We start from the raw sequence: 23519 nt of genomic DNA, 5'->3' as shown, positions 1-23519 counted from the left end.
TGGGGGCAAATTTTATGCATTTCACACGGGGTAAGTCTGCATTGGTGCGGGCCACAGCGCTGGCGTATCGGCGGCTGAAATATGCCGTTGCCGCGCCCGTTGTCTCGGGGATCATGGCCTACACACCATGGCTCGACGGGGGCGATGCACCGCCAAAGGCGCTCAACTATGCGGCTGACGGTGATTTTGTTGCGCAGGGTGATGAATTGATTGAAACGCTGAAACGCGATTTCACCTTGGATGGTGGCACGCGAATACTCGACATCGGGTCTGGTATCGGACGTGTTGCCACGGGCCTGTACCGCGCCAAATGCGATGTGCGGTATTGGGGATTTGATATCGTCAAATACGGCGTGCTGTGGTGCAAAAAGAAAATCCCCGAAAGCGAAGGCTACCATTTCACACACGCCGACATCTTCAACCCGTTTTATAATCCGCGCGGCAAGGTTGATCCCTGCGGTTATGTGTTTCCCTATGCCGACAACAGCTTTGATCTGTTGATCGCCGTGTCGGTTTATACCCACCTTCTGGAGCAAGAGACCCGCGCCTATTTTGCGCAATCCATGCGGGTCATGGATAAGGGCGGCAAAGCCTATTTCACGACGTTCCTTGTCGATGACGCCATCCCGCCCGCTGCGCATTTCGCGTTTGAGCATCAGATCGGTGCCGCCTACGTCGAGCGGATCGAGGAGCCAGAGATGGCTGTTGGCTTTACACGGGCGTTCTGGGACGCGCTTGCGGCGGAAAATGGCGCACGGATTGCAAAGGTGAACCGCGGCAGTTGGCGCGGTGAGGCTGGCATGGGTGACTATCAGGACTGTCTGATTTTTGAAAAGGTATGATGTGATGAAACGCATTTCTTCAGGTGGTGAGTTCGAGAAAAAGATCGGCTACTGCCGCGCCGTGGTCGCGGGCGGGTTTGTGCATGTGGCAGGCACAGTGGGGCAGGGCGATGATGTGGTCGCGCAATGCCGCGATGCGCTGGCCACCATCAAAACCGCGCTAGAGAAAGCGCAAAGCGATATGCAGCACGTGGTCCGTGTCACTTATATGCTGCCCGACCGGAGCGAGTTCGCGCCGTGCTGGCCCGTGCTGTCCGAAGCCTTTGGCGACCACCCGCCCGCCGCCACGATGATCGAATGTGGACTGATCGACCCTAAATACCGGATCGAGATCGAGGTAACGGCCGTGTTGCGTTCGGACAGCGCGGACGACAGGCGCATTTAGGGGGCCGCAGGGGGCGTGCGCAACCGCTGCGGGTTCGGCTATGCTGTCTCCTAACCGCCGCGTTTGCCATGCTTTCTGCCTGATCTTCCGTAACGGGGGAGGCGTTTGCCCGCACGCTGTTTCCCGATCTTGAATTTGAACGGGTCTTGACCTCGAAACTGAGCCACAAAGGCGGACATGGTTGTCCTTATATCGTGCTGGAGTTGCCGCAGGACACGGATGCACAGTCGCCCAAGGTCGTACCGCAATGGGCTGCGCACAGCGATGAGCGAGACGGTGCGTGGCGTCCCCCTCCCGTGATCGACAGCCGCAAAGAGCTGGGCCCGCGCCAGTCCTGCCTTTGGGGGGGACCCCTACAAACTGAACGGCGCACAGATCGACGGCTACGGTCAGGAGATTCTGGGTTTGATTACCTCACAGGGCGCGTGGGTGTCGATCCACGGGCAGGGCGAAGGGCAGGTTTTGATGCTCTATGCCCCCGATGCGCGGCTGGCACTTCATCTGCGCTATGGCGACTAGGCGCGATTGCGTCAATTTAAGAGGCTCATCACTGGACGAAAGCTTGCGAATGCGCCATATCAGGGACAACTCTACAAGGGACGTATCCATGGGTATCATCAGCAAAGTTCTTAGCGCGTTCACGTGGTGGAACGGCCAAACGCTCAACACGCAGTTTTTCACTTGGCGCAAGGGTGAGAAAGTGGGCGACGACGCACAGGGCAACGTCTATTACCGCAATGCCGACGACAGCAAACGCTGGGTGATCTTCAACGGCGAGATCGAGGCGAGCCGCATCAACCCTGATTGGCACGGTTGGCTGCACCGCACATGGGACGAGCCGCCCACAGACAAACCGCTGGTCCATAAAGAATGGGAAAAGCCGCATCAGGAAAACCTGACCGGCACCATGCTGGCCTATGCACCCGGTGGCTCGATCCGCCGCGAAAAGCCCGCTGACCGCGGCGATTACGAGGCATGGAGCCCCGAATAATGATGCGTCTGGCAGCTCTTTCATGTGCGTTGGCCTTTGGCGCTGGCTCAGCTTTGGCCGAGACGACCAGCAATGGGTCAGGCGCAATCTTGCGGGCGCTGGACAAGACATCGGGCACCACGGTGGATATTTCCGTCCCCGCAGGTCAGGCGGCGCGTATTGGCCGTTTGCAGGTGGTGATGAACGAATGCCGCTACCCGCGTGGAAACCCGTCTGGCGATGCCTATGCAGCACTTGAGGTGTCCGAGACAGGGCGCGCCGGTACTGTGTTCACTGGCTGGATGATCGCCTCGGCGCCCGCGCTGAACGCGATGGAGCATCCGCGCTACGACATCTGGGTCATGCGCTGTATCACCTCCTGAGGGGAGGCATCGGCCCCCACCGCGAAAGTAGCGCTGCGCGTTTTCGCTTGCTCAAGCTTGGCGTGATATTGTGCGCGGCTGATTTCCAGCGCGCCAAGGCTGGCCAGATGGCCTGTGATAAACTGCGTGTCGAACAGCGTGAAACCACCGCGATTTAGACGATCCACCAGACAAGCCAGCGCAATTTTTGAGGCATTGGTCCGCCGCGAGAACATGGATTCGCCAAAGAACGCCGCACCCAGCACCACGCCGTATACTCCGCCGATCAGCGTGCCGTCCTCCCAAACTTCCAGTGAATGGGCCTGCTGCTGTCTGTGCAGAGCGGTATAGAGCGTGCGGATTTCCGCGTTGATCCATGTATCCTCGCGGTCGGCACAGCCGTCCAGCACACCCTCAAAATCGCGGTCGGTGGTGATCTCCCACGTGCTGCGCCGCATGGCGCGGGCAAGCGAGCGGGAGATGTGGAAGCCGTCCAGCGGCATAATCCCCCGCCTGCGCGGATCGACCCAGAAGATTTCCGGATCGTCGCGCCCCTCGCTCATCGGGAAGATGCCGACGCTATAGCCGTGCAGCAAAAGCTCCGGTGTCAGCTCCCCCATGGGTCTCAGGCATCCCCGAGGTTGGTTTCCAGCCAGTGTTCCAGCCAGTGGATGTTGTACCCGCCTGAATGGATGTCGCTCTCTTGCAGCAGCGCGTGAAACAGCGGCACAGTGGTGTCTACACCGTCCACAATCAGCTCGCCCAAGGCGCGGTTGAGACGGGCCAGTGCTTCGGTCCGGTCACGGCCATGCACGATCAGCTTGCCGATCAGGCTGTCGTAATAGGGCGGGATCGAATAGCCGTCATAAAGTGCGCTGTCCATCCGCACCCCAAGGCCGCCGGGCGCGTGGTATTGCGTGATCTTGCCGGGGCAGGGGCGGAAGTCGGGCAGTTTTTCTGCGTTGATCCGCACCTCGATGGCGTGGCCGTTGATGACCAGATCGTCCTGACCAAATGACATGGGCAGGCCTGCTGCCACGCGGATTTGCTCGCGCACCAGATCGACGCCAAAGATGGCCTCGGTCACGGGGTGTTCGACCTGAAGGCGGGTGTTCATCTCGATGAAATAGAATTCGCCGTTCTCATAGAGGAACTCGATCGTGCCGGCACCGATGTAGTTGATGTCGGCCATCGCATCCGCGCAGACCTTACCGATGCGCGCACGCTCCTCGGGGGTGATGGAGGGGCCGGGGGCTTCCTCGAACACCTTTTGGTGGCGGCGCTGCAGCGAGCAATCGCGCTCGCCCAGATGCACGGCTTTGCCTTTGCCATCGCCAAAGACCTGAATCTCGATGTGGCGCGGCGTGGTCAGGTATTTCTCGATATAGACTTCGTCGTTGCCGAAGTTCGATTTCCCTTCGGCGCGGGCGGTCTGGTATGCTTTTTCCATGTCAGCAGCGGTTTGCGCGACCTTCATGCCTTTGCCACCGCCACCAGCCGTGGCTTTGATGATGACGGGATAGCCGATTTCTTCGCCGATACGCTTGGCGTCGTCCAAAGACGCCACACCACCGTCCGAGCCTGGGACACAAGGCACGCCCAGCTCTTTCATCGTGTCCTTGGCGGTGATCTTGTCGCCCATGACGCGGATGTGTTCGGCTGTGGGGCCAATGAAGGTGAGGCCGTGATCTTCGATGATCTGCACAAAGCCTGCGTTTTCAGACAGAAAACCATAGCCGGGGTGGATCGCTTCGGCGCCCGTAATCTCACACGCCGCGATGATCGCGGGGATGCTGAGGTAGGATTGCTGGGACGAGGGCGGGCCGATGCACACGCTCTCATCCGCCATGCGCACATGCATCGCGTCACTGTCGGCGGTGGAGTGTACAGCGACAGAGGCAATGCCCATTTCGCGGGCCGCACGGATCACGCGCAGCGCGATTTCGCCACGGTTGGCAACAAGGATCTTTTTGAACATGGGGGCGCGCTCCTTATTCGAGGATCACAAGTGGAGCGCCAAACTCTACCGCCGCCCCGTCTTCGACCAGAATGCGTTTGATGGTGCCGGAACGTGGCGCGGGGATATGGTTCATGGTCTTCATGGCTTCCACGATCAGCAGCGTGTCGCCTTCAGACACCTGTGCACCGACCGCGATGAACGCAGCGGCACCCGGCTCGGGCGCGGTGTAGACCGTGCCGACCATGGGTGATGTAACCGCACCCGGATCGCTAGAGGGGTCAGCAGCAGAAGCGGCGGCGGCAGGGGCCGCGGCAACGGGTGCAGCGGCGGGCGCTGCGGCCACGGCCTGCGGTGCGGCGGCGGCCACAACCTGTTGCGCGGGCTTGCGCGAGACGCGGACATTCAGGCTGTCGTCCTCGGCGTAGTCCCGTTTAACCTGAAGCTCGGTTAGGTCATTTTCATTCAGCAGCTCTGCCAGAGCCTTGATAAATGCGACATCGCTGTCATGTGTGTTCTTTGTCATAGTCTTCCCCGACATTGCGAAGCGGCCACGTCCCTTGGGCCGATTGCCGCGCTTATATGCGATGGACACGGTCATGGAAAGCGGCGACTTTACCACCCGTAAGGGACGGCGGGACGAGACGGCATGAACATCGGCATAGGGCTGGCACAGACGGCAGCGGCACAGGGGCAGCGGGCGGCGTTATTTCACGGGCGGACCTGCGTGGCGGATTACGCCAGCTTTGAGCGTGCCGCACGGCGCGTGGCGGCGGGGCTGATGGCACGCGGTGTCGAGGCGGGCGCACGGGTTGCGATTTTTATGGCGAACCACCCTGACTGGCTGATCGGGTTTTACGGCGCACTCTATGCGGGGGCGGCGGTTGTGCCGATCAACGCAAAGCTGCATGGCCGTGAGGCTGTGTTCATTTTGCGCGACAGCGGTGCGGTGATCTGTTTGACAGATGCGGCCCACGCGCAGGCTTTGGTGCAGGCGGATACGCCCTGCGTCTGCGTGGCCCCGTCTGATCTGCAAGGCGCTGCAATTGCTTCGGAAATCACGCCGCGGGCCGCGTCCGATCTGGCGTGGTTGTTTTATACCTCGGGGACCACGGGCCAGCCCAAAGGCGTTATGATCACCCACGGGATGTTGCACGCGATGGCACGCAGCTATCTGGCGGATGTGGACGAGGTCCGCGCCGAGGATGCCGCGATCTATGCCGCGCCCCTCAGCCACGGGGCGGGGCTGTATAACATGATGCATGTGGCGGCGGGGGCGCGGCATGTGATCCCGCTTTCGGGTGGTTTCGAGCCGGGCGAGATCCTTGATCTGGCCGCGCAGTTTGGCAGTTGCCATATGTTCGCAGCTCCCACGATGGTCAAGCGCCTGACCGAAGTGGCGGTCGCTACGGGGCGGCGCGGCGACGGGTTGCGCACGGTCGTCTATGCAGGCGGGCCGATGTACACCGCCGATATTCTGGAGGCGAGCGATCACTTTGGCGCGATCTTTGTCCAGATCTACGGGCAAGGCGAATGCCCCATGGCGATCTCGGCCCTGTCGCGCCACGATGTGATGGACCGCACCCACCCCGACTGGCAGGCGCGGCTGGCATCGGTGGGGCAGGCGCAAACGGGGATCGAACTGCGGATTGCAGGCAATGGACCACAGGGCGAGATTTTGGTGCGCGGTGCGGCTGTCATGCCGGGGTACTGGAATAACGCAGCGGCCACGGCGGCCACTTTGCAAGACGGCTGGTTGCACACGGGCGACATCGGTCATCTGGATGGGGCGGGATACCTGACGCTTAGTGACCGCTCCAAGGATGTGATCATCACGGGCGGGTCGAACGTATACCCCCGCGAGGTCGAGGAAGTCCTGTTACGCCACGCGGGCCTGTCCGAGGTGTCGGTGGTGGGCGCGCCCCACGCGGAGTGGGGCGAGCAGGTAGTGGCATTTGTCGTGGGCGACGCCCCCGAACCAGAGCTGGATGCCCTGTGTCTGGCGCATATCGCCCGCTTCAAACGGCCCAAACGCTATGTCCGTTTGGATGCATTGCCGAAAAACAACTATGGCAAGACCCTCAAAACCGCGCTGCGGGCGCTGCTAGAGCAGAAACCCTAGCCGACAGCGATGATGCCGAAGTCGACAAAGGAAAACGCGTCTTCGTTCAGGTCCGCTTGGGTCACGTTATTCACCGTCAGGACCGAGCCGCTTTCGGGGCGGCCAAAGCCGTTGAGGTTGAACACAGTGCTGAGGTCAATCACCGCGTTGCCGCCTGCAAATTCGGTGTTGGCCATGACGTCCGCATAAGTCGCAGACGCGCCAAAGAAGGTCAGCAGCTCAATCCGGTCGCCGTCTTCGAAGTCGTCGATTGTGTCACGGCCCGTGTTGCCCGCAAAAACAAAGACATCCGCGCCTGCGCCGCCAACCATACCGTCACGGCCTGCGCCGCCCTCGATCGTGTCGTCGCCGTCATTGCCGACCAGACGGTCGTTACCAACGCCGCCAAAGATATAGTCGTTGCCGTCCCCGCCTGCGGCAAAGTCATTGCCGTGGCCCAGAAAAATGTCATCGTTGCCGCCGCCGCCAAAGACACGGTCGTTGTTATTGCCGCCGTCGATGGTGTCATTACCTGCACCACCGGCAACAAAATCATTGCCGTCGCCCGCGTCGATCAGATCGTCGCCGCCGTCGCCATACAGCTTGTCCTTGCCGCCCGCACCCGACAGCGTGTCATTGTCGGCACCGCCGTAAAACCGCTCGTCCTGGCTGCCGCCGATCAGCTCGTCGTTGCCGGACTGGCCGCGCACGTCGCCTGATATGCCGATGCCGCCGCTGGCAGGACCGTCGCCATCAAGGATAAAGCCGCCGACCGAATAGGTGTCATTGCCGTCGCCCAGCAAGACGTTGCCCAATTCGCCAGAGTTCAGAACGGTGTCATCACCGCCGCCCATGTTCACATTGCCGCTGATCGTGCCGACGGTCTCGGGCCCGCCATCAATGCCGGGAATGATCTGGTTGGTCAGCAGGTCATTGCCCGCGCCCAGATGCAGCTGGCCTGTCAATTCACCGCTGTTATAGAAGCTGTCCCAGCCATTGCCGAACCGTGCAACGCCAAAGATTGTGCCGTCGTTAAAGAAGTTGCGCCCGCCATTGCCCAGCAGATCAACCGCATAGGGCGAGCCTGCGATTTTTGTGATGACGCCGCTCAGTGCATTGAACACCTCGATCCCCGCCGAAGAGGTCGCGCCGAGCGTCCCCGTAACCGTGCCGAAATTCGCGATGATGCCACCGAATGTGCCAAAGTCGAACCCTGCGAGGGTTTCGCCCGCCAGGTTTTCACCCTCGAACTGGTTGCTGTCTTCACTGAACGTAATGGTCATTGCGGTATCCTTGGCTTGAACTCATTGCCTTAATTACGCCTTAATCGGACCGCGTCAAAGTTAATTCGTCTGGTTGTTTCGCCTGCGCGAACAAAACGGAGGGCAAGGCAAGACTAGGTTCCGGTTAGCCTGTAATGCGCCTAAAAGCAGTGCAGTGGTGATGCCCCGCAGGGTGCGAATCGTCTGCCCTTGGGGGGCTCAGGCGATCCAGAGCCCGCCAAAGCTGTCCTCGGTCAGGTCGCCTTCGGCCATATTCAGGACGATCAGGACGGCCCCGTGGAAGACCTCTCCGTAGGGGTTGTCGGCGGTTAAAAGATCGCTGAGATGAAGGACCGCGTTGCCGTTCTCGCCCGCGATATAGTCATCGCCACCGGCGCCCGTGACGCGGTCGTTGTCGTTGCCGCCGTACAGCGTGTCATCGCCGATACCGCCGAACAGCTGGTCATTACCGCCGCCGCCGCCGATCAGGTCGTTATCCGCGCCGCCGAACAGCCGGTCATTCCACAACCCGCCGACAATCTCGTCGTTGCCGTCTCCACCGCGCACAGCCGAGGCAACGCCAGCCTCAAGCCCTGCAACCATCCGCGAGGTCGCGGCAGCACCATCGACGTAATAAGTGTCGTCGCCCCCTTCGAGCAGCACGTCCGTAAGCGTGCCGCTGTTGCGCACAGTATCATCCCCGTCGCCCATGCGGACAGCGCCCGTAATATGCCCCGCAAAAGTACCAGCGTCGTCGGGCAGAGTGTTGATGCGGTTGACCAACGTATCACTGCCGCCCCCCATGCGCAGACTGCCCTGCATGTGGTCGTTATTCTCGATGACGTCATTCCCGCTGCCCAGCCCGACATGCCCGAGGATCACATAGGAATTTGTGATCTGCGCAGGTCCATCGCCCGAAAACGAGATCGCGAAAGAGGAGCCTGTGGTCTTCAGGATACAGGACTCGAACGCATTGATCACGCTGATCGGTGCGTCGTTGGCTGCTTGCAGCGGGCCCGTGATATAGCCGTTATTGATGATCGTCCCGCCAAACAGGCCAAAGTCGAAATTTTCCAAAGTTTCGTCCGCGGCAATGGTGCCGCTGAACAGGTTGGTTTCGTCGTCGAATGTGACGGGCATGGTGGGTCCTGTCCTAGGGGAGGTTGATAGATGGCCCACCCGCTAGACGTGAAAAAACCCGCCGAAGCGGGTTCATTCTGTGAGAAAACCAAGGCGATTTTTACCAATCGCCCTCAGATAGCGAGGTATTCCGCCCGCAAAGCTTCGTTGTCCAACACCTCTTGGGCAGAGCCGTCATAGACCACGCCGCCCGTGTCGAGGATCACCGCACGGTCCGCCAATTTCAGCGCACGCACGGCGTTCTGTTCAACCAGAATCGTGGTGATGCCCTGTTCCTTGATGATGGCGAGCGTCTTTTCGATCTCGTCCACGATCACAGGGGCCAGGCCTTCGTAAGGCTCGTCGAGCAACAAAACCTTGATGTCGCGGCACAGGGCGCGGGCGATGGCCAGCATCTGCTGTTCGCCGCCCGACAGAGTTGTGCCTTCTTGCTTTTTACGCTCGCCCAGACGGGGGAACAGCTCGTACACGCGCTCCAGTGACCAGCCGATGGGCGGGGCGATTTGCGCCAGCTTGAGGTTTTCCTCAACCGTCAGGCCCGCGATGATGCGGCGATCTTCGGGCACCAGCGCCAGACCGGCGGCAGAAGCCTCATAGCTTTTCATTTTGTGCAGCGGTTGGTGGTCCAGCCACACTTCGCCTTTGGTCAGTTGCGGGTCGCCGATCTGGGCGATGGTCCGCAAGGTCGAGGTTTTGCCCGCGCCGTTGCGGCCCAACAGGGCGAGGATCTCGCCCTCGTGGACGTTAAAGCTGACGCCTTGCACGATATAGCTTTCGCCGTAGGAGGCGTGGATGTCCCAAACCGACAGGAAGGCAGGGGCCGACGCGGCGTGGTTGGCGTTTTTGTTAAAAGTCTCGGTGGTGGTCATATTCGTGTCCTTGTGATCATGGGCGGGGCCGCAGCCCCTGATAGAGAGGGCAGGGGGTTAAACCTGCTGTGTCTCGCCCAGATAGGCTTCTTTCACCTTCGGATGGCCCTTGATGTTGTCCGGCGTGTCCTCGACCAGCGGGGTCCCTTGCGCCAACACGGTGATCCGCTCGGCCAAGGAGAACACAACGTGCATGTCGTGTTCGATGATCGCGATTGTGATGTCGCGCTCTTCCTTGATCTGCTTGAGCAGGTCGATGGTGTTGTTGGTATCCGCCCGCGCCATGCCCGCCGTCGGCTCGTCCAGCAGCAGCAGGCGCGGCTCCTGGCTGAGGCACATCGCGATTTCGAGGCGGCGTTTGTCACCGCGCGACATCGACGAGGCATGCATTTCCCGTTTGTCGAACAGGTTCATGTCTTCCAGCATCTTCTTTGCCTTCTCGACCACGTCCTTTTCCGTGTCCACACTGCCGTAGGCATGCATGCTGAACCCGCCGTCGCGTTTGGCGAAACAGGGGATCAGCATGTTTTCCATTACGCTCAGATCGCCGAAAATCTCGGGCGTCTGGAACACGCGGGAAATACCCATCTGGTTGATCTCGTAGGGTTTGCGCCCCAGCACGGATTGCCCGTCAAACATGACAGAGCCGGTATCGGGGATCAGTTTGCCTACCAGACAGTTCAGCAGCGTCGATTTACCCGCGCCGTTCGGCCCGATAATCGCATGGACCGAGTTTTCGGCCACGCTGAGGTTCACATTGCCCAAGGCCTGAAGGCCACCGAAGCGTTTGTTGACGTTCTTTACTTCAAGAATACTCATGCTAGGCGCTCCTTATTCGGCAGGTGTGGTTTTGCCCGAAGGCGTGTCGGTGTCGGTCTTTTTGCGGCGGAACATGCGGCCAACGCGGCTGCCACCCTCTACCAGACCACCGGGCAGGAAGATCACGACCAGCATGAACACCAGACCCAGCGTCAGGTGCCAGCCTTTGCCCACAAACGGGTAGACCAGCGTGACCATCAGGTCCTCGATGCCGTCGGGCATAAAGGCGAACCACTGCTCCAACACGGTTTTGTTAATCTTGGAGACGATGTTTTCCATGTATTTGATCAAACCCGCGCCCAGCACCGGCCCGATGAGCGTGCCTGCACCGCCAAGGATCGTCATGATCACGACCTCGCCCGAGGCAGTCCAGAACATACGCTCCGCGCCCACTTGGGTATCCATCGCCACCAGAAGACCACCCGCCAGACCCGCGTACATGCCGGAGATGACAAAAGCCGCCAGCGTATAGGGTTTGGAGTTCAGGCCCGTGTAGTTCATACGCTGCTGGTTGGATTTAACCGCCCGCAGCATCATGCCAAAGGGCGAGCGGAAGATGCGGATCGACATATAGAAGGCCAGCACCATGATCGCCGCGGCAATGTAGTAGCCCGCGTTAAAGGTGAACACCCAGTCGCCCATCACCAGCTCGTGGCTGGCTTTCATGTCCAGACCAAACAGGTTGGCACGTGGGGACTGCCCTTCGGCCAAAGCACCATCCAGAATGCGCGGATCGGATACTTTGGGCTGAAGACCCGTCTCACCGCCCGTGATCGGCGTCAGAACCGAATAGGCCAGCGCGTAAGACATCTGGGCAAAGGCCAGCGTCAGGATCGAGAAGTAGATGCCCGAGCGGCGCAGCGAGATATAGCCCACCAGCAGCGAGAAAAGCCCCGCAACCGCAACCGAGATGATGATCGCAGGCACCACATTCATGGTCAGCAGTTTCATCATCCAGATCGCCGCATAAGAACCGACACCCAGAAAAGCGGCGTGTCCAAAGCTGAGGTATCCGGTCAGGCCGAACAGAATGTTGAACCCGATGGCAAAGATCCCGAAGATCACCAGACGTTGCATCAAGTCGGGATAGCCCGCGTTGAACTGCGCCATGGCGCTGCCTTCGGGGAAGGGGTTCAGGATGAAGGGGGCAAAGAGGCACAGCAGTACCACAATGATCAACAACCCTGTGTCGCGTTTAGTTAGTCCAAGCATGTCTCTAGTCCTCCATCACGCCGGCACGGCCCAGCAGGCCACGGGGGCGCGTCAGCAAAATGATGATCGCAACAAGGTAAATGATGATTTGGTTGATGCCGGGGATCAGCTCCAGCACCTGCGCCATCGAGGCAAAGCTTTCAACGATACCCAGAACAAAGCCCGCCAGCACCGCACCGGGCAGGGAGCCCATGCCGCCGACAACCACGACAACAAAGCTTAGCACCAGAAAGTCCATGCCCATGTTATAGTTCGGAGAGTTGATGGGCGCGTACATGGCACCCGCCATGCCCGTCACCGCCGCGGCGATCCCGAACATAATGGTAAAGCGTTTGTCGATGTTAATGCCCAGCAGGCCGACAGTCTCGCGGTCGGCCATGCCCGCACGCACAACCATCCCGAAGGTGGTGAACTGCAAGAACGCAAAGACCGCACCGATCACAACGGCAGCGAAGCAGAAATAGATCAGGCGCCAGTAGGGGTAGATGATCGTGTTGGGATCAAACCCCAGCATCGCGCCAAAGTCGAACGACCCTGAAAAAGCTGCGGGTGCGGGTGTGGGGTAGGGGTTGGCCCCGTAGAAGTATTTGATCAACTCGCCCAGAACGATCGCCAGACCAAAGGTCACAAGGATCTGGTCGGCGTGGGGGCGGTTGTAGAAGTGCTTGATCAGCCCGCGCTCCATGATGAAGCCGATGGCGATCATCACGGGAATGGCAAAGAGGATGGACAAAGGCACAGCCCAGTCAACCATCCACGCGCCTGCCGTCGGCCCGAACCATTCATTGACATACAAGATGTCGTCAAACTTGGGGTTGCCAAGGAAGTCGGTGCCTGTCGGCTCTGTCGCTTTGTGGCTGAGCGTCAGGATTTTGGAAAAGGTCACAGCGCAGAAGGCGCCGATCATGAACAGAGCACCGTGGGCGAAGTTTACCACGCCCAGTGTGCCGAAAATCAGGGTTAGGCCAAGGGCGATCAAAGCATAAGCCGAGCCTTTGTCTAATCCGTTTAAAATTTGAAGGAAAATTGCGTCCATGGTCCGTCCCACCTGTCACAAGTGCCATGCGTCCAGAGACGTTGGCGAAATTTCGGGTCATTTTAAGAGTGGTTTCTGCGATGTGTCGCGGGGCGGGCCATTCTAGCCCGCCCCGCATCGTCAATCGACGATTATGCGCCCGGGTTGCATGTACCCAGTTCGCCGCCTGCCATCTGTGGGTGATCCACAGGGTAGGTGACTTGCTCTGTTGGCGTTACTTCAACGATTTCAACCAGATCGTATTGGTTTTCGGGGTTCTCTTTACCCTTCACAACCAGCACGTCTTTGAAGCACTGGTGGTCTTCGGCACGGTAGAGTGTCGGGCCGTTGCCCAGACCGTCGAATTCGAACCCTGCGAGGGCTTCTGCAACGGAGCATGGGTTGAAGGATTTCCCGCGTGAGACCGCATCTGCGTACAGCAGGGTCTGAACGTAGCACGTGTGCGCCGCCTGTGAGGGTGGGAAGCCGTACTTGGTACCAAAGGATTTCACGAAGGCGTTTGTGCCCGCATAACGCGAACCCAGTTTGTCTTCGAGGGACCAGTCCCAGTTCTGGGAGCCGATGATGCCTTTGATGTTCTGGCCCGCACCGCGTGCCATCAGCTCGGAGTAGAGCGGCACAACGATCTCGAACTTCTTGCCGTTCACTGTCTGGTCGCGCAGGCCGAACTGGACCGCGTTTGTCAGAGAGTTGATCATGTTGCCGCCGTAGTGGTTCAGAACCAGCACGTCTGCGCCGGACTGGATCACAGGCGCGATATACGCGGAGAAGTCTGTGGACGTCAGCGGTGTCTTCACTGCGTTTACAGTTTCCCAGCCCAGCGCCTCGGTCGAGGAACGGACGGCTTCTTCTGTGGTGTAACCCCAGTTGTAGTCCGCTGTCAGGTGGTAGGCTTTGCGGTCGTTGCCATATTCATTGGCAAGGATAGGCGCCAGCGCCGCACCGGACATGTACGAGTTAAAGAAGTGGCGGAAGCCGTTGGCTTTCTTGTCTTTACCCGTTGTGTCGTTGGAGTGCGTGAGGCCCGCCATGAAGATAACGCCGGCCTCTTGGCACAGCGCCTGCACAGCAACAGCCACACCCGAGGAGGACCCGCCGGAGATCATCACCGCGCCGTCTTTTTCGATCATCGACTTGGCAGATGCGCGTGCGGCGTCTGATTTTGTCTGTGTATCGCCTGTGACGAACTGGACTTTCTTGCCCATGATGCCCGTACCGTCCAGCGCTTTTGAGCTGAACGTCTGCAACATGCCGCCGTCGCCTTCACCGTTGAGGTGCTCAACCGCCAGTTCGAATGCGCGCAGCTCGTCTGCGCCTTCATCCGCGTAGGGGCCGGACTGTGGTACGTTGAAACCCAGTGTCACGGTGTCGCCTGTTGGCGCATTGGTAAAGCCGGAGTGGCCGTCGGCGCGCAGATAGGTTGGCAGTGCAAGACCTGCACCGGCAACAACGCCGGTTTGGATCAGACCGCGACGCGTCGGATTGAATGTAGACATGATGTCCTCCCGATAGTGTTAAAACGAGCACCCTTCCTCTTGATGGGAGTGGTGCTGGCACGATGAGTGCAGGGGCAGTATCGGGAGGGGGGGGCGTTGGGGCAATATGTGGGTTGAAATGGCGGGATGATTTGTCAATAACTGTACAGGATATTTGAAAACTCTGTAAATTGTATGATGTTGCAGTGCAGAAATCGGCGGAGATAGCTTGAAAACGCTCGCAAACCCCACATCGCCCGCCCAAAGCCAAACAGGCAGCCGTATCCGCGAACGCCGCGTGATGCAGGGGCTCAAACAGGCCGAACTGGCCCGTCGCATCGGAATATCTGCGTCATATCTTAATCTAATTGAACACAATCGCCGCAGAATCGGCGGTAAGTTGTTGTTGGACATTGCCGAAACATTGGGGGTGGAACCCACCGCCCTGACCGAAGGTGCCGAGGCCGCACTATTAGGCATTCTGGGCGAAGCGGCCCAGGCCGCCAATCTGTCTGTGCAAGATGCCAACGATGCAGAGGCGTTTGTCGGGCGGTTCCCGGGCTGGGCCGACGCGCTTGCCGCCAGCCAGCGCCGCGTGGCGGGGCTTGAGCGCACGGTCGAGGCCCTGTCGGACCGTATGGCGCACGACCCGCATCTGGCGGATTCCATGCACGAGCTGTTGACCACCGCCGCCGCCGTCCGCTCGACCGCGGAAATTCTGGCCGATGACGCCACGCTGGAGCGGGAGTGGCTGGACCGCTTTCACGCCAATCTGGATTCAGACAGCAACCGCCTTGCCCAAAGTGCGCAATCGCTGGTCGGCTATCTGGAGCAAAGCCACGGCCCCGCCGCAGGCGCACAATCGCCGCAAGAAGAGGTTGAGAGCTATCTGGCCCGTCACGATTTCCACTTTCCCCTGATTGAGAACGCACAGGGCGATGTGGGTGCCGTGGACGAGATGTTGGCACAAGACGCCGAGGCGCTGTCGCAGGCGGCGCTGTTCATTCTGCGCGGGGTGTTGGAGCAGGTCTGTAGCGATGCGCAAACACTGGCGCTGGAAGCGGTGGAACAGGCGATCACGGATGCGGGCCCCGACCCTGTGGCGCTGGCGCGTCAATTCGGGGTGCCTGTGGCGCTGGTCTTGCGCAGGCTGGCCGCGCTGCCTGCCTTGGGCGCGGGGCTGGTGGTCTGCGACCGTTCGGGCACGGTGATTTTTCGCAAATCGGTAAGTGGTTTTTCCGTGCCGCGCTTTGACAGCTGTTGCCCGCTGTGGCCTTTGTTCGCGGCGCTGGGGGTTTCGGGCACGGTGTTGTTTGAACGGATCGGCCAGTTGGGCAGGGGGCAGGCGCAATTTGATGCCTATGCCACCGCTGATCTGGGCACCACGCAGGACTATAACACGCCCGCCCCTGCACGCGGTGTGATGCTGCTGCTTCCCGCCCCTGCGGATGCGGCCAGCCGTGACGTGCGCGCCGTTGGGGCGACCTGCCGCATCTGCCAACACAAGACCTGCCGCGCCCGCCGCGAGCCGTCAATTCTGCGCGACGACACGGCCGAACCGCTAGCCTTTTGACACACCCGCCGTATAGGTGCATCTTGCGTAGGGAGCGGCGGCACGCGGTATCGGGCAAAGACCCGAACTTGCGACCCGTTCAAGGGGAGGAGACACAGACATGGCCAAACATGTGGTGCTTGTTGAGGACGAGACGAACATCGCCGAGGCGATCCGCTTTTTGCTGGGCCGCGAAGGCTGGCGTGTCGAGACGCTGGCCAATGGTGGCAACGCCACAGAGGTGATCCGCGCTGCACGGCCCGATCTGGTGATGCTGGACGTGATGTTGCCCGGCAAAACAGGGTTTGAAATTCTGGCTGAATTGCGCAGTGATGAAAGCCTTGAGGGGCTGCCCGTTCTGATGCTGACCGCCCGTGGGCAGGCCCGCGACCGCGAGATGGCCGAACAGGCAGGGGTCAGCAAATTCATGACCAAACCTTTCTCGAACGAAGAAATCCTGTCTGCCGTGCGTGAACTGACAGCGGATATAACGCACTGATGCCCCAATCGCCCCTGTTCTTGCAGCGGCGCAGCTACCGCCGCCGCCGCATCATGGACGGGCTGCGGATGTTGCCGTTTTTGTGTGCCGTATTGTGGCTGGTGGTGCCCGCCATGTGGCCCAACAGCGCAGAGGCGGGCGCGTCCACGACGCTGTCTTCGGCCTTGGGCTATCTGTTTACCGTCTGGGTGCTGGCCATTACCGCGTCATTCGCGCTGTGGCGCAGATTGCGACCCGAGGACGAGGCCGTGCAGGCCACTGATGGCCCGTCTGCCTGATGGTCTCGCTCGATCAGCTGATTGCGGTTTGTCTGGCCTACGTGGCAGGTTTGTTTCTGGTTGCCTTTCTGGCAGAGCGTGCGGCGCTGAATGGCAAGGCGGGTGGGCTGTTGCGCTCGCCTCTGGTGTATACGCTGTCGCTGTCGATCTATTGCACGGCCTGGACGTTTTACGGCGCGGTTGGCTATGCTGCGCGGTCGGGGCTGGAGTATGTGACGATCTATCTGGGGCCGTCCCTGGTGATGATTGGCTGGTGGTGGGTGCTGCGCCGTTTGGTGCGCATCGGGCGCGCACAACGGGTGACATCTGTCGCGGATCTGATCTCGGCGCGGTATGGCAAGTCGAACCTGTTGGCGGTCATGGTCACGGCGATGGCAGTGGTCGGTGTGACCCCCTATATCGCGCTGCAATTGCAGTCTGTGACCCTGTCCGTCTCGATCTTTGCCACCATTGAGGGCGCCGCCGCCGAGCGGTTCGAGGGCAATGTGGCCCTGTGGGTCGCGGCGGGGCTGGCCCTGTTCACCGTGGTTTTCGGCACCCGCAACCTGAATGTGAACGAACGCCACCACGGCGTGGTGATCGCTGTCGCCGTCGAGGCGGTGGTCAAGCTGATTGCGCTGCTGGCGGTGGGCATCTTTGTTGTTTGGGGGCTGGCAGGCGGTATGTCCGAGACATTTGCCCGCATTGATGCCTCGCCTATCGGGACGTGGCAGGCCGGCGGCGGACGGTGGAGCGCGCTGATCGTGCTGTCGGCGGCGGCCTTTGTCTGCCTGCCGCGCATGTTTCAGGTCATGGTTGTCGAAAACGAGGACGAGCGGCATTTGCAAATTGCCAGCTGGGCTTTCCCGCTCTATCTGCTAGCGATCAGCCTGTTTGTGATCCCCATCGCCGTTGTCGGGCTGGAGCTGATGCCCGCAGGGTCGAACCCTGATCTGTTTGTGCTGACCCTCCCGCTGAGCCAGGGCGAAAACGGGCTGGCGATGCTGGCCTTTCTGGGCGGGTTTTCCTCGGCCACGTCGATGGTGATCGTGGCAACGCTTGCGCTTAGCACGATGGTGTCGAACCATATCGTCATGCCTTTATGGCTGAGGCGGGAGAAGTCGGGTGCGCATCAGTCGGGGGATGTGCGTGATGTGGTGATCCGTGCGCGGCGGGTGTCGATCATGCTGATCATCTCGCTGGGGTATCTGTATTACCGCGCCTCCGGCGGGTCGGGGGCACTGGCCGCGATCGGCCTGATTTCATTTGGCGGGGTGGCGCAGTTTCTGCCCGCCCTGATCGGCGGCATTTTCTGGCGCGGGGCCACGCGTCTGGGGGCCGCTGCGGGGCTGAGCCTCGGGTTTTTGATCTGGATGTATACGATGCTGCTGCCCAGTTTCGGGGCGGATGCTGTTTTGTCGGCGCAGGTGTTCGAGCAGGGCCTGTTCGGCCTGACCGCCCTGCGCCCCCAAGCCTTGTTCGGCATCACGGGGTTGGACCCCACCGTACACGCGGTATGGTGGAGCCTGTCGCTCAACGCGCTTGCCTTCTTCCTTGTGTCGATCTTCACCTTCCCCACACCGCTGGAGCGGTTGCAGGGCGCGCAGTTTGTAAATGTTTTTGACCACTCCTCGGGCTCGGTCCGCGGGTGGGCCGGGTCCGAGGGCGGGGCCGATGACCTGATGATCATGTCGCAACGTCTGTTGGGCGCGGACGAGGCGCAGGCGTTCTTTGAGCGGCAGGCCGCCGTGCAGGGCCGCAGCGGCAGCCTGCCCACGCCCACGCCCGAATTTGTCGAAGCACTGGAACGCGAGCTGGCGGGCGCGGTAGGGGCCGCCACGGCCAATGCGATGGTAGGCCAGATCATTGGCGGGCAGGCGGTATCGGTGGAAGAGCTGATCGCTGTGGCCGACGAATCGGCGCAATTGCTGGAATACTCCAGCCAGCTTGAGGCGAAATCCCGCGAGGTGGCGCAGACCGCGCGTGAGCTGGGGTTGGCCAATGAAAAACTGACCCAGCTGTCCTTGCAAAAAGACAGCTTCCTGAGCCAGATCAGCCATGAGCTGCGCACGCCCATGACCTCGATCCGGTCATTCTCGGAAATCCTGCGCGATATGCAGGGGCTCAGCGCAGAGGAGCAGACGCGCTATGCTTCGATTATCCATTCGGAAACCATCCGCCTGACGCGGTTGCTGGATGATCTGCTGGATTTGTCGGTTCTGGAAAACGGGCAGGTGTCGTTGAATGAACAGCGCGTCAGCTTGCATGATGTGATCGAGCGGGCAGTGACCACCGCGCAGGCCAGCTCTGCGCGCAAGCTGGACGTGCGGCGCGATGCGCAGGCCGAAGATGTCGCACTGTTTACGGATGCGGATCGTTTGGGGCAGGTGTTCATAAACCTTGTGACAAATGCGATCAAATATTGTGACGCGGATGTGCCAGAGCTGGACATCGCCGTGCGCTGCGAGGGAGATGAGGTGATCATCGCCTTTCAGGACAACGGCAGCGGTATCCCCGATGAGGGCCGGACCCTTATCTTTGAGAAATTTGCCCGTCTCAGCGCAGGTGCGGTTGAGGGGGCGGGCCTTGGGCTGGCCATCTGCCGCGAGATCGTGACGCGTTTGGGGGGGGATATTTCCTATGTTCCGCTGGGGACGGGGGGGCGGTTTGATGTGACATTGCCCCACGTTGGCGTACCAGCCCGTGATAGACGATTGTTCCCGACATAAAGGCGCTGGTAACCATTCGCGTTTACCACGGTCCCTGACACTGCCCGCCGACTATGGCCTGCCTGCATTTGATTTGGCAGTGCAGACGATTGGCGCGGGGCACATGACGGGTAAGGGGTAGCGATAAAAATGAGCGCCGAGCAGACGACATCACTGGTGCAGCGCAAAGCGCGCACAGGGCGCGAGGCTTATGCAGCCCGCGAGATGTCCTTGGGGCGTGCCTTGCGCCTGACGGCGGCAAAACAGGGCGAAGCGCTGTTTGACATGGCGCTTGCCGCGCTCAGCATCACCCGGACCAGTGTAAACGGCAACAAGCTGGAGCCGTTGGTGCCTGAAGAATCGCTGTTGCTGATGTTAGAGGGGCGGGCAGGGCAGATTGGTGCCGCGATAATGGAGCCTGCGTTAGTGACTGGGTTCATCCAGCAACAAACCATGGGCAATATTACTCCGGTGATCGGGACGCCGTCACAGCGGCCCAATACAGCCACGGATGCCGCACTTTGTGCGCCCTTTGTCGAGGCGTTGCTGACCCGCGCCGCCACCCTGCCAGAAGATGAAAACGCGCGCGAGTTGCTGACGGGCTACCGCTTTGGCGTTTGGGCGAACGAGCCGCGCCATGTGCTGCTGGGGCTACAAGCCCCCCGCTATGAGGCGATCGAAATGACGCTGGACATGGCAGCGGGGGCGCGGTCGGGCAAATTGTTGCTGTTGCTGCCCGAACCCGTTCGGATCGCAGAAACAGAGGAGGGCGCGGATGGGTCTGAGGATGCAGCACCCGCACCTAAGCCGACCCTTGATAAGCACGTGATGGAGCTGAAAGCGGAGCTGAGCATTGCATTGACCCGCCTGCGCCTGCCATTGCAGCAGGTAACAGCGCTGAAAGTTGGCGATGTGGTCGACCTGAACCTGTCGTCTATGGCGCAGACACTGGTGTTGGACAGCAACGGCCGCATCCTCAGCCGTGGCACGCTGGGCCAGATCGACGGGATGCGGGCCCTTCAGGTTGAACAACAAAAGAGCAAACTGCGCACAGAGCCGCGTAGGCGCGCCTCTGACCGTGCCGAACTCGACTTGCCTGACGTAGGTGTGCCTACAGGTGGGGGGATGCGGCAGATGGATGCCTTGCCTGATATGACCGCCATGCCCGCTTTCGACGCGATGGGGGGCGACGGTTTGGAGATGGACGTCGGGGGCGGCCCTGCCTTTGACGCAGGTGACAATATCCCCAGCATGTCGGATGTAGACATTTTTGGCGATCTGCCGGACTTGCCTGATCTGCCAGACATCGATGTGGCCTCTGCCGCTGCCGACAGCCTGATGGATCTGCCCTCGGACGATGATGCCGAAGGGCAGTTCAAACAGGCAGGTCTGTAGCGATCAGGGGGCGTGCTGCTCTAGATAAGGGCGCATGTTTTCCAGGTCATAGCCGCCCGCCCGAGCGGCGGCCAGAATATCGTCTGCGGATTGCTGACCTGCTTGCGCCAATGCCCATGCGATGCACGACCGTGTGCCAGAGGCGCAATAGGCCAAAGTCACACCGTCCTGCGCGCAACCGATGTCGTGGTTACGGGCGATGACCTCTTCGGTCATGGTCGCGTGGGTCAGGGGTTGGACGCAAAACGACAGGCCCGCAGCTTCGGCAGCGGCCTGAATGGCGGCCGCGCTCAAGGCGGGGGGGACTTCTTCGTCGGGGCGGTTGCACAAGATGCGGGTGATGCCCGCCTCTTTCAGCGCGGCCATCTGATCAGGCGAGATTTGCGGGGCGACGTAATAGCGGGGGGTGAGTTGGCGAATATCCATGAGCGCGGTATTTACTGTGCAGCGAAGGATCTGTCCAGCACACCTGCCGCCCGCAGGTGATCTGAGTCGGGGACGCCCCCCTTTGACTGAACCATTGCGCTGCACCTAACGCCGTAGCGAGGCGCGTCAGGCCAGAAAGATCCCGACAATTACCATCATCAATCCGATGACAGAGATAAACAGCGCGCCCAGATTCAGCGGCACGACCTTTTTCAGCTCTGCGCGCATGGCTTCGTCCTCCAGCCCTGCGCGTTTGGCGCGGCTGACCCGAAGGATGCAGTAGATAAGAAGGCACAGACCCGACAGCGAGATCGCAGTGCCGGTCCAGATGATTGCGTCAAACAGGGATGATGTGCTTTGTTCCATGCCCCTGCCAATAGGATAATCGCCTAACCGCATCAAGGGGGCCTTGCAGGGGCGCGGGGGGCGGGTTAGCAACGCGCAAACCGAACCGTCAGGAGCAGATATGAGCGATTATAGCACCAACCCCGCCAGCCCTTCGGGGGTGATTGAGGACGCGGGCGACGCCTCGTACAAGGTTACCGCCAACGAACTGCGCCAGTTTGTCGAGCGGATCGAGCGTTTGGACGCCGAGAAGAAGGACCTTGCCGAGCAACAAAAGGAAGTCATGGCAGAAGCGAAATCACGCGGTTATGACACCAAAGTCCTGCGCAAAGTGATCGCATTGCGCAAGCGCGAGCCCGACGACATCGCCGAAGAAGAGGCGGTACTGGACATGTATAAAGAAGCGCTGGGCATGTAGGCCAGCGGGGAGAGGCGAAACGGGTCTTGCACCTGCGCCTCCCCACCAATAGAAGAACACAAATTTTTTAGCCCGCGCAGCACGGCGCGGCCAATCGCTATGGAGCAAACATGCAGGTCAAAGAGACGCTGAACGAAGGTCTGAAACGCGGGTACAGCATCACGGTTACAGCCGCCGAGCTGGAGACCAAGGTAAACGACAAGCTGAAAGAAGCGCAGCCTGACGTCGAGATGAAGGGCTTTCGCAAGGGCAAAGTCCCGATGGCACTGTTGAAAAAGAACTTTGGCCAGCGCGTCATGGGCGAAGCAATGCAAGAAGCCATCGACAGCGCGATGAGCGACCACTTCGAGAAATCAGGCGACCGCCCTGCGATGCAGCCTGACGTCAAAATGACCAACGAAGACTGGAAAGAGGGCGACGACGTAGAGGTCGATATGTCCTACGAAGCGCTGCCGGAAATCCCCGAGCTGGACCTGTCCAGCATCAAGCTGGAAAAAATGGTTGTGAAAGCCGACGATGCGTCGATCGACGAAGCATTGGCGTCACTGGCCGAAACCGCACAAGATTTTAAGGCCCGCAAAGCAGGCTCCAAAGCGAAAGACGGCGATCAGGTTGTCATGGATTTCGTAGGCAAGGTCGACGGCGAAGCGTTTGAAGGCGGCTCTGCCGAGGATTACCCGCTGACGCTGGGCTCCAACTCCTTCATCCCCGGCTTCGAAGAGCAGCTGGTTGGCGTGAAAGCAGGCGAAGAGAAAGACGTGACCGTCAGTTTCCCCGATGACTATCAGGCTGAGCATCTGAAGGGCAAAGAGGCTGTGTTCTCTTGCACCATCAAAGAAGTGAAAGAGCCTGTCGCAGCCGAGATCAACGACGAGATGGCCACCAAATTCGGTGCCGAAGATCTGGCCGCGTTGAAGGTTCAGATCGGTGAGCGTCTGGAAGCGGAATATGTGGGCGCGTCACGCGCCGTCATGAAGCGTGGTCTGCTCGATGCGCTGGACGGTATGGTTGATTTCGATCTGCCGCCATCCTTGCTGGATGCCGAAGCGGGCCAGATTGCCCACCAGCTGTGGCATGAAGATAACCCAGAGGTCGAGGGCCACGATCACCCCGAGATCGAGACAACAGACGAGCACCGCAAGCTGGCGACCCGCCGCGTGCGCCTTGGCCTGCTGCTGGCAGAGCTGGGCCAGAAAGCCGGTGTCGAAGTGACAGACGCCGAGATGACCCAAGCGATCATGAACCAGGCGCGTCAGTACCCGGGTCAAGAGCGCCAGTTCTTTGAATTCGTACAGCAAAACCAGCAGATGCAGCAGCAGATGCGTGCGCCTATCTTTGAAGACAAGGTCGTTGACCACGTGTTCGAGCAGGCCGCCGTGACGGAGAAAGAAGTCTCCAAGGACGATCTTCAAAAGGCTGTTGAGGCGCTCGAAGAAGAGTAACTCTGGCAACAGACTGATTTGAAAGGGCTGCCCTCAGGGGCGGCCCT

The 23519-nt window shown here is 60.3% G+C and carries 24 protein-coding genes; 12 read left to right on the top strand and 12 right to left on the bottom strand.

What is annotated here, in order from left to right; all coding sequences use genetic code 11:
- Positions 1–14: 14 nt before the first annotated feature.
- The 4 genes from ABMC88_RS14900 (at position 15) to ABMC88_RS14885 (ending at position 2580) form a co-directional block, all read left to right on the top strand.
- A complete protein-coding gene (locus ABMC88_RS14900; protein WP_349577686.1) occupies positions 15–842 on the top strand; it encodes a class I SAM-dependent methyltransferase in 828 nt (275 codons plus the stop codon).
- Between the two features lies 1 nt (position 843).
- The gene (locus tag ABMC88_RS14895) at positions 844–1227 is read left to right on the top strand and encodes a RidA family protein (protein WP_349577685.1); all 384 of its coding nucleotides are present in this window, start codon (positions 844–846) and stop codon (positions 1225–1227) included.
- A gap of 607 nt (positions 1228–1834) precedes the next feature.
- Entirely contained in the window at positions 1835–2218 is a 384-nt protein-coding gene (locus ABMC88_RS14890) for an NADH:ubiquinone oxidoreductase subunit NDUFA12 (RefSeq protein ID WP_349577684.1), read from the top strand.
- Positions 2218–2580, top strand: coding sequence for a DUF2155 domain-containing protein (locus tag ABMC88_RS14885; RefSeq protein ID WP_349577683.1), 363 nt, complete (start codon positions 2218–2220; stop codon positions 2578–2580). The genes ABMC88_RS14890 and ABMC88_RS14885 overlap by 1 nt, the downstream gene beginning before the upstream one ends.
- On the opposite strand, the gene aat is transcribed toward ABMC88_RS14885, so the two are convergent.
- Genes aat through accB form a run of 3 tightly spaced genes read right to left on the bottom strand, consistent with a single transcriptional unit; the run spans position 2544 to position 5042 of the window.
- A complete protein-coding gene (gene aat / locus ABMC88_RS14880) occupies positions 2544–3179 on the bottom strand; it encodes a leucyl/phenylalanyl-tRNA--protein transferase (protein ID WP_349577682.1) in 636 nt (211 codons plus the stop codon). The genes ABMC88_RS14885 and aat overlap by 37 nt on opposite strands.
- A gap of 5 nt (positions 3180–3184) precedes the next feature.
- The gene (gene accC / locus ABMC88_RS14875; protein WP_349577681.1) at positions 3185–4537 is read right to left on the bottom strand and encodes an acetyl-CoA carboxylase biotin carboxylase subunit; all 1353 of its coding nucleotides are present in this window, start codon (positions 4535–4537) and stop codon (positions 3185–3187) included.
- A gap of 13 nt (positions 4538–4550) precedes the next feature.
- Positions 4551–5042, bottom strand: a complete 492-nt coding sequence (gene accB / locus ABMC88_RS14870) for an acetyl-CoA carboxylase biotin carboxyl carrier protein (RefSeq protein ID WP_349577680.1) — start codon at positions 5040–5042, stop codon at positions 4551–4553.
- A 123-nt stretch (positions 5043–5165) separates the two neighbouring features.
- On the opposite strand from accB, the gene ABMC88_RS14865 reads away from it, so the two are divergent.
- Positions 5166–6638: a class I adenylate-forming enzyme family protein gene (locus tag ABMC88_RS14865; protein ID WP_349577679.1), complete on the top strand. Its 1473-nt coding sequence runs from the start codon at positions 5166–5168 to the stop codon at positions 6636–6638.
- Here ABMC88_RS14865 and ABMC88_RS14860 read toward each other — a convergent pair.
- The 7 genes from ABMC88_RS14860 to ABMC88_RS14830 all read right to left on the bottom strand — a co-directional run bounded on the left by ABMC88_RS14860 (position 6635) and on the right by ABMC88_RS14830 (position 14451).
- Positions 6635–7900 carry a calcium-binding protein gene (locus ABMC88_RS14860; RefSeq protein ID WP_349577678.1) on the bottom strand — a complete coding sequence of 422 codons (1266 nt, stop codon included), beginning with the start codon at positions 7898–7900 and terminating at the stop codon, positions 6635–6637. The two genes, ABMC88_RS14865 and ABMC88_RS14860, sit on opposite strands and share 4 nt — an antisense overlap.
- Before the next feature lie 198 nt (positions 7901–8098).
- The gene (locus ABMC88_RS14855; protein WP_349577677.1) at positions 8099–9019 is read right to left on the bottom strand and encodes a calcium-binding protein; all 921 of its coding nucleotides are present in this window, start codon (positions 9017–9019) and stop codon (positions 8099–8101) included.
- Positions 9020–9132: 113 nt separating this feature from the next.
- Positions 9133–9888, bottom strand: coding sequence for an ABC transporter ATP-binding protein (locus ABMC88_RS14850; protein WP_349577676.1), 756 nt, complete (start codon positions 9886–9888; stop codon positions 9133–9135).
- A gap of 57 nt (positions 9889–9945) precedes the next feature.
- On the bottom strand, positions 9946–10707 hold the full coding sequence (locus ABMC88_RS14845) for an ABC transporter ATP-binding protein (RefSeq protein ID WP_349577675.1): 762 nt from the start codon (positions 10705–10707) through the stop codon (positions 9946–9948).
- Positions 10708–10719: 12 nt separating this feature from the next.
- Positions 10720–11919 carry a branched-chain amino acid ABC transporter permease gene (locus ABMC88_RS14840; protein ID WP_349577674.1) on the bottom strand — a complete coding sequence of 400 codons (1200 nt, stop codon included), beginning with the start codon at positions 11917–11919 and terminating at the stop codon, positions 10720–10722.
- A gap of 4 nt (positions 11920–11923) precedes the next feature.
- The gene (locus ABMC88_RS14835) at positions 11924–12955 is read right to left on the bottom strand and encodes a branched-chain amino acid ABC transporter permease (protein WP_349577673.1); all 1032 of its coding nucleotides are present in this window, start codon (positions 12953–12955) and stop codon (positions 11924–11926) included.
- A gap of 131 nt (positions 12956–13086) precedes the next feature.
- Positions 13087–14451, bottom strand: coding sequence for a substrate-binding protein (locus ABMC88_RS14830; protein WP_349577672.1), 1365 nt, complete (start codon positions 14449–14451; stop codon positions 13087–13089).
- Positions 14452–14659: 208 nt separating this feature from the next.
- Between ABMC88_RS14830 and ABMC88_RS14825 the strand changes: the two genes are divergently transcribed.
- The 5 genes from ABMC88_RS14825 (at position 14660) to ABMC88_RS14805 (ending at position 20841) form a co-directional block, all read left to right on the top strand.
- Positions 14660–16003, top strand: a complete 1344-nt coding sequence (locus tag ABMC88_RS14825; protein WP_349577671.1) for a helix-turn-helix domain-containing protein — start codon at positions 14660–14662, stop codon at positions 16001–16003.
- Between the two features lie 100 nt (positions 16004–16103).
- On the top strand, positions 16104–16481 hold the full coding sequence (locus tag ABMC88_RS14820; RefSeq protein WP_349577670.1) for a response regulator transcription factor: 378 nt from the start codon (positions 16104–16106) through the stop codon (positions 16479–16481).
- Positions 16481–16759 carry a hypothetical protein gene (locus ABMC88_RS14815; protein WP_349577669.1) on the top strand — a complete coding sequence of 93 codons (279 nt, stop codon included), beginning with the start codon at positions 16481–16483 and terminating at the stop codon, positions 16757–16759. The genes ABMC88_RS14820 and ABMC88_RS14815 overlap by 1 nt, the downstream gene beginning before the upstream one ends.
- Positions 16759–19467: an ATP-binding protein gene (locus ABMC88_RS14810; RefSeq protein WP_349577668.1), complete on the top strand. Its 2709-nt coding sequence runs from the start codon at positions 16759–16761 to the stop codon at positions 19465–19467. Before ABMC88_RS14815 ends, ABMC88_RS14810 begins: the two co-directional genes overlap by 1 nt.
- Before the next feature lie 129 nt (positions 19468–19596).
- Positions 19597–20841, top strand: coding sequence for a FliM/FliN family flagellar motor switch protein (locus ABMC88_RS14805; protein ID WP_349577667.1), 1245 nt, complete (start codon positions 19597–19599; stop codon positions 20839–20841).
- 3 nt (positions 20842–20844) lie between these two features.
- Here the strand turns inward: ABMC88_RS14805 and ABMC88_RS14800 are convergent, their stop codons facing one another.
- Complete coding sequence (locus tag ABMC88_RS14800; protein WP_349577666.1) at positions 20845–21267, bottom strand: protein tyrosine phosphatase family protein; 423 nt, start codon at positions 21265–21267, stop codon at positions 20845–20847.
- Positions 21268–21393: 126 nt separating this feature from the next.
- Positions 21394–21633, bottom strand: a complete 240-nt coding sequence (locus tag ABMC88_RS14795) for a hypothetical protein (protein ID WP_349577665.1) — start codon at positions 21631–21633, stop codon at positions 21394–21396.
- A 100-nt stretch (positions 21634–21733) separates the two neighbouring features.
- Here ABMC88_RS14795 and ABMC88_RS14790 point away from each other — a divergent pair, with 100 nt between their 5' ends.
- Positions 21734–22030, top strand: coding sequence for a DUF2312 domain-containing protein (locus ABMC88_RS14790; RefSeq protein ID WP_349577664.1), 297 nt, complete (start codon positions 21734–21736; stop codon positions 22028–22030).
- Between the two features lie 110 nt (positions 22031–22140).
- Positions 22141–23472 (top strand): trigger factor, encoded by a 1332-nt coding sequence (tig, locus tag ABMC88_RS14785; RefSeq protein ID WP_349577662.1) that lies wholly within the window; start codon positions 22141–22143, stop codon positions 23470–23472.
- Positions 23473–23519 lie beyond the last annotated feature (47 nt).

It is taken from the genome of Sulfitobacter aquimarinus (genome assembly GCF_040149565.1).
Classification (GTDB): Bacteria; Pseudomonadota; Alphaproteobacteria; order Rhodobacterales; family Rhodobacteraceae; genus Sulfitobacter; species Sulfitobacter aquimarinus.
Note: the sequence above shows the minus strand (reverse complement) of the source record. Positions and strands in the feature narration are given on the sequence as shown.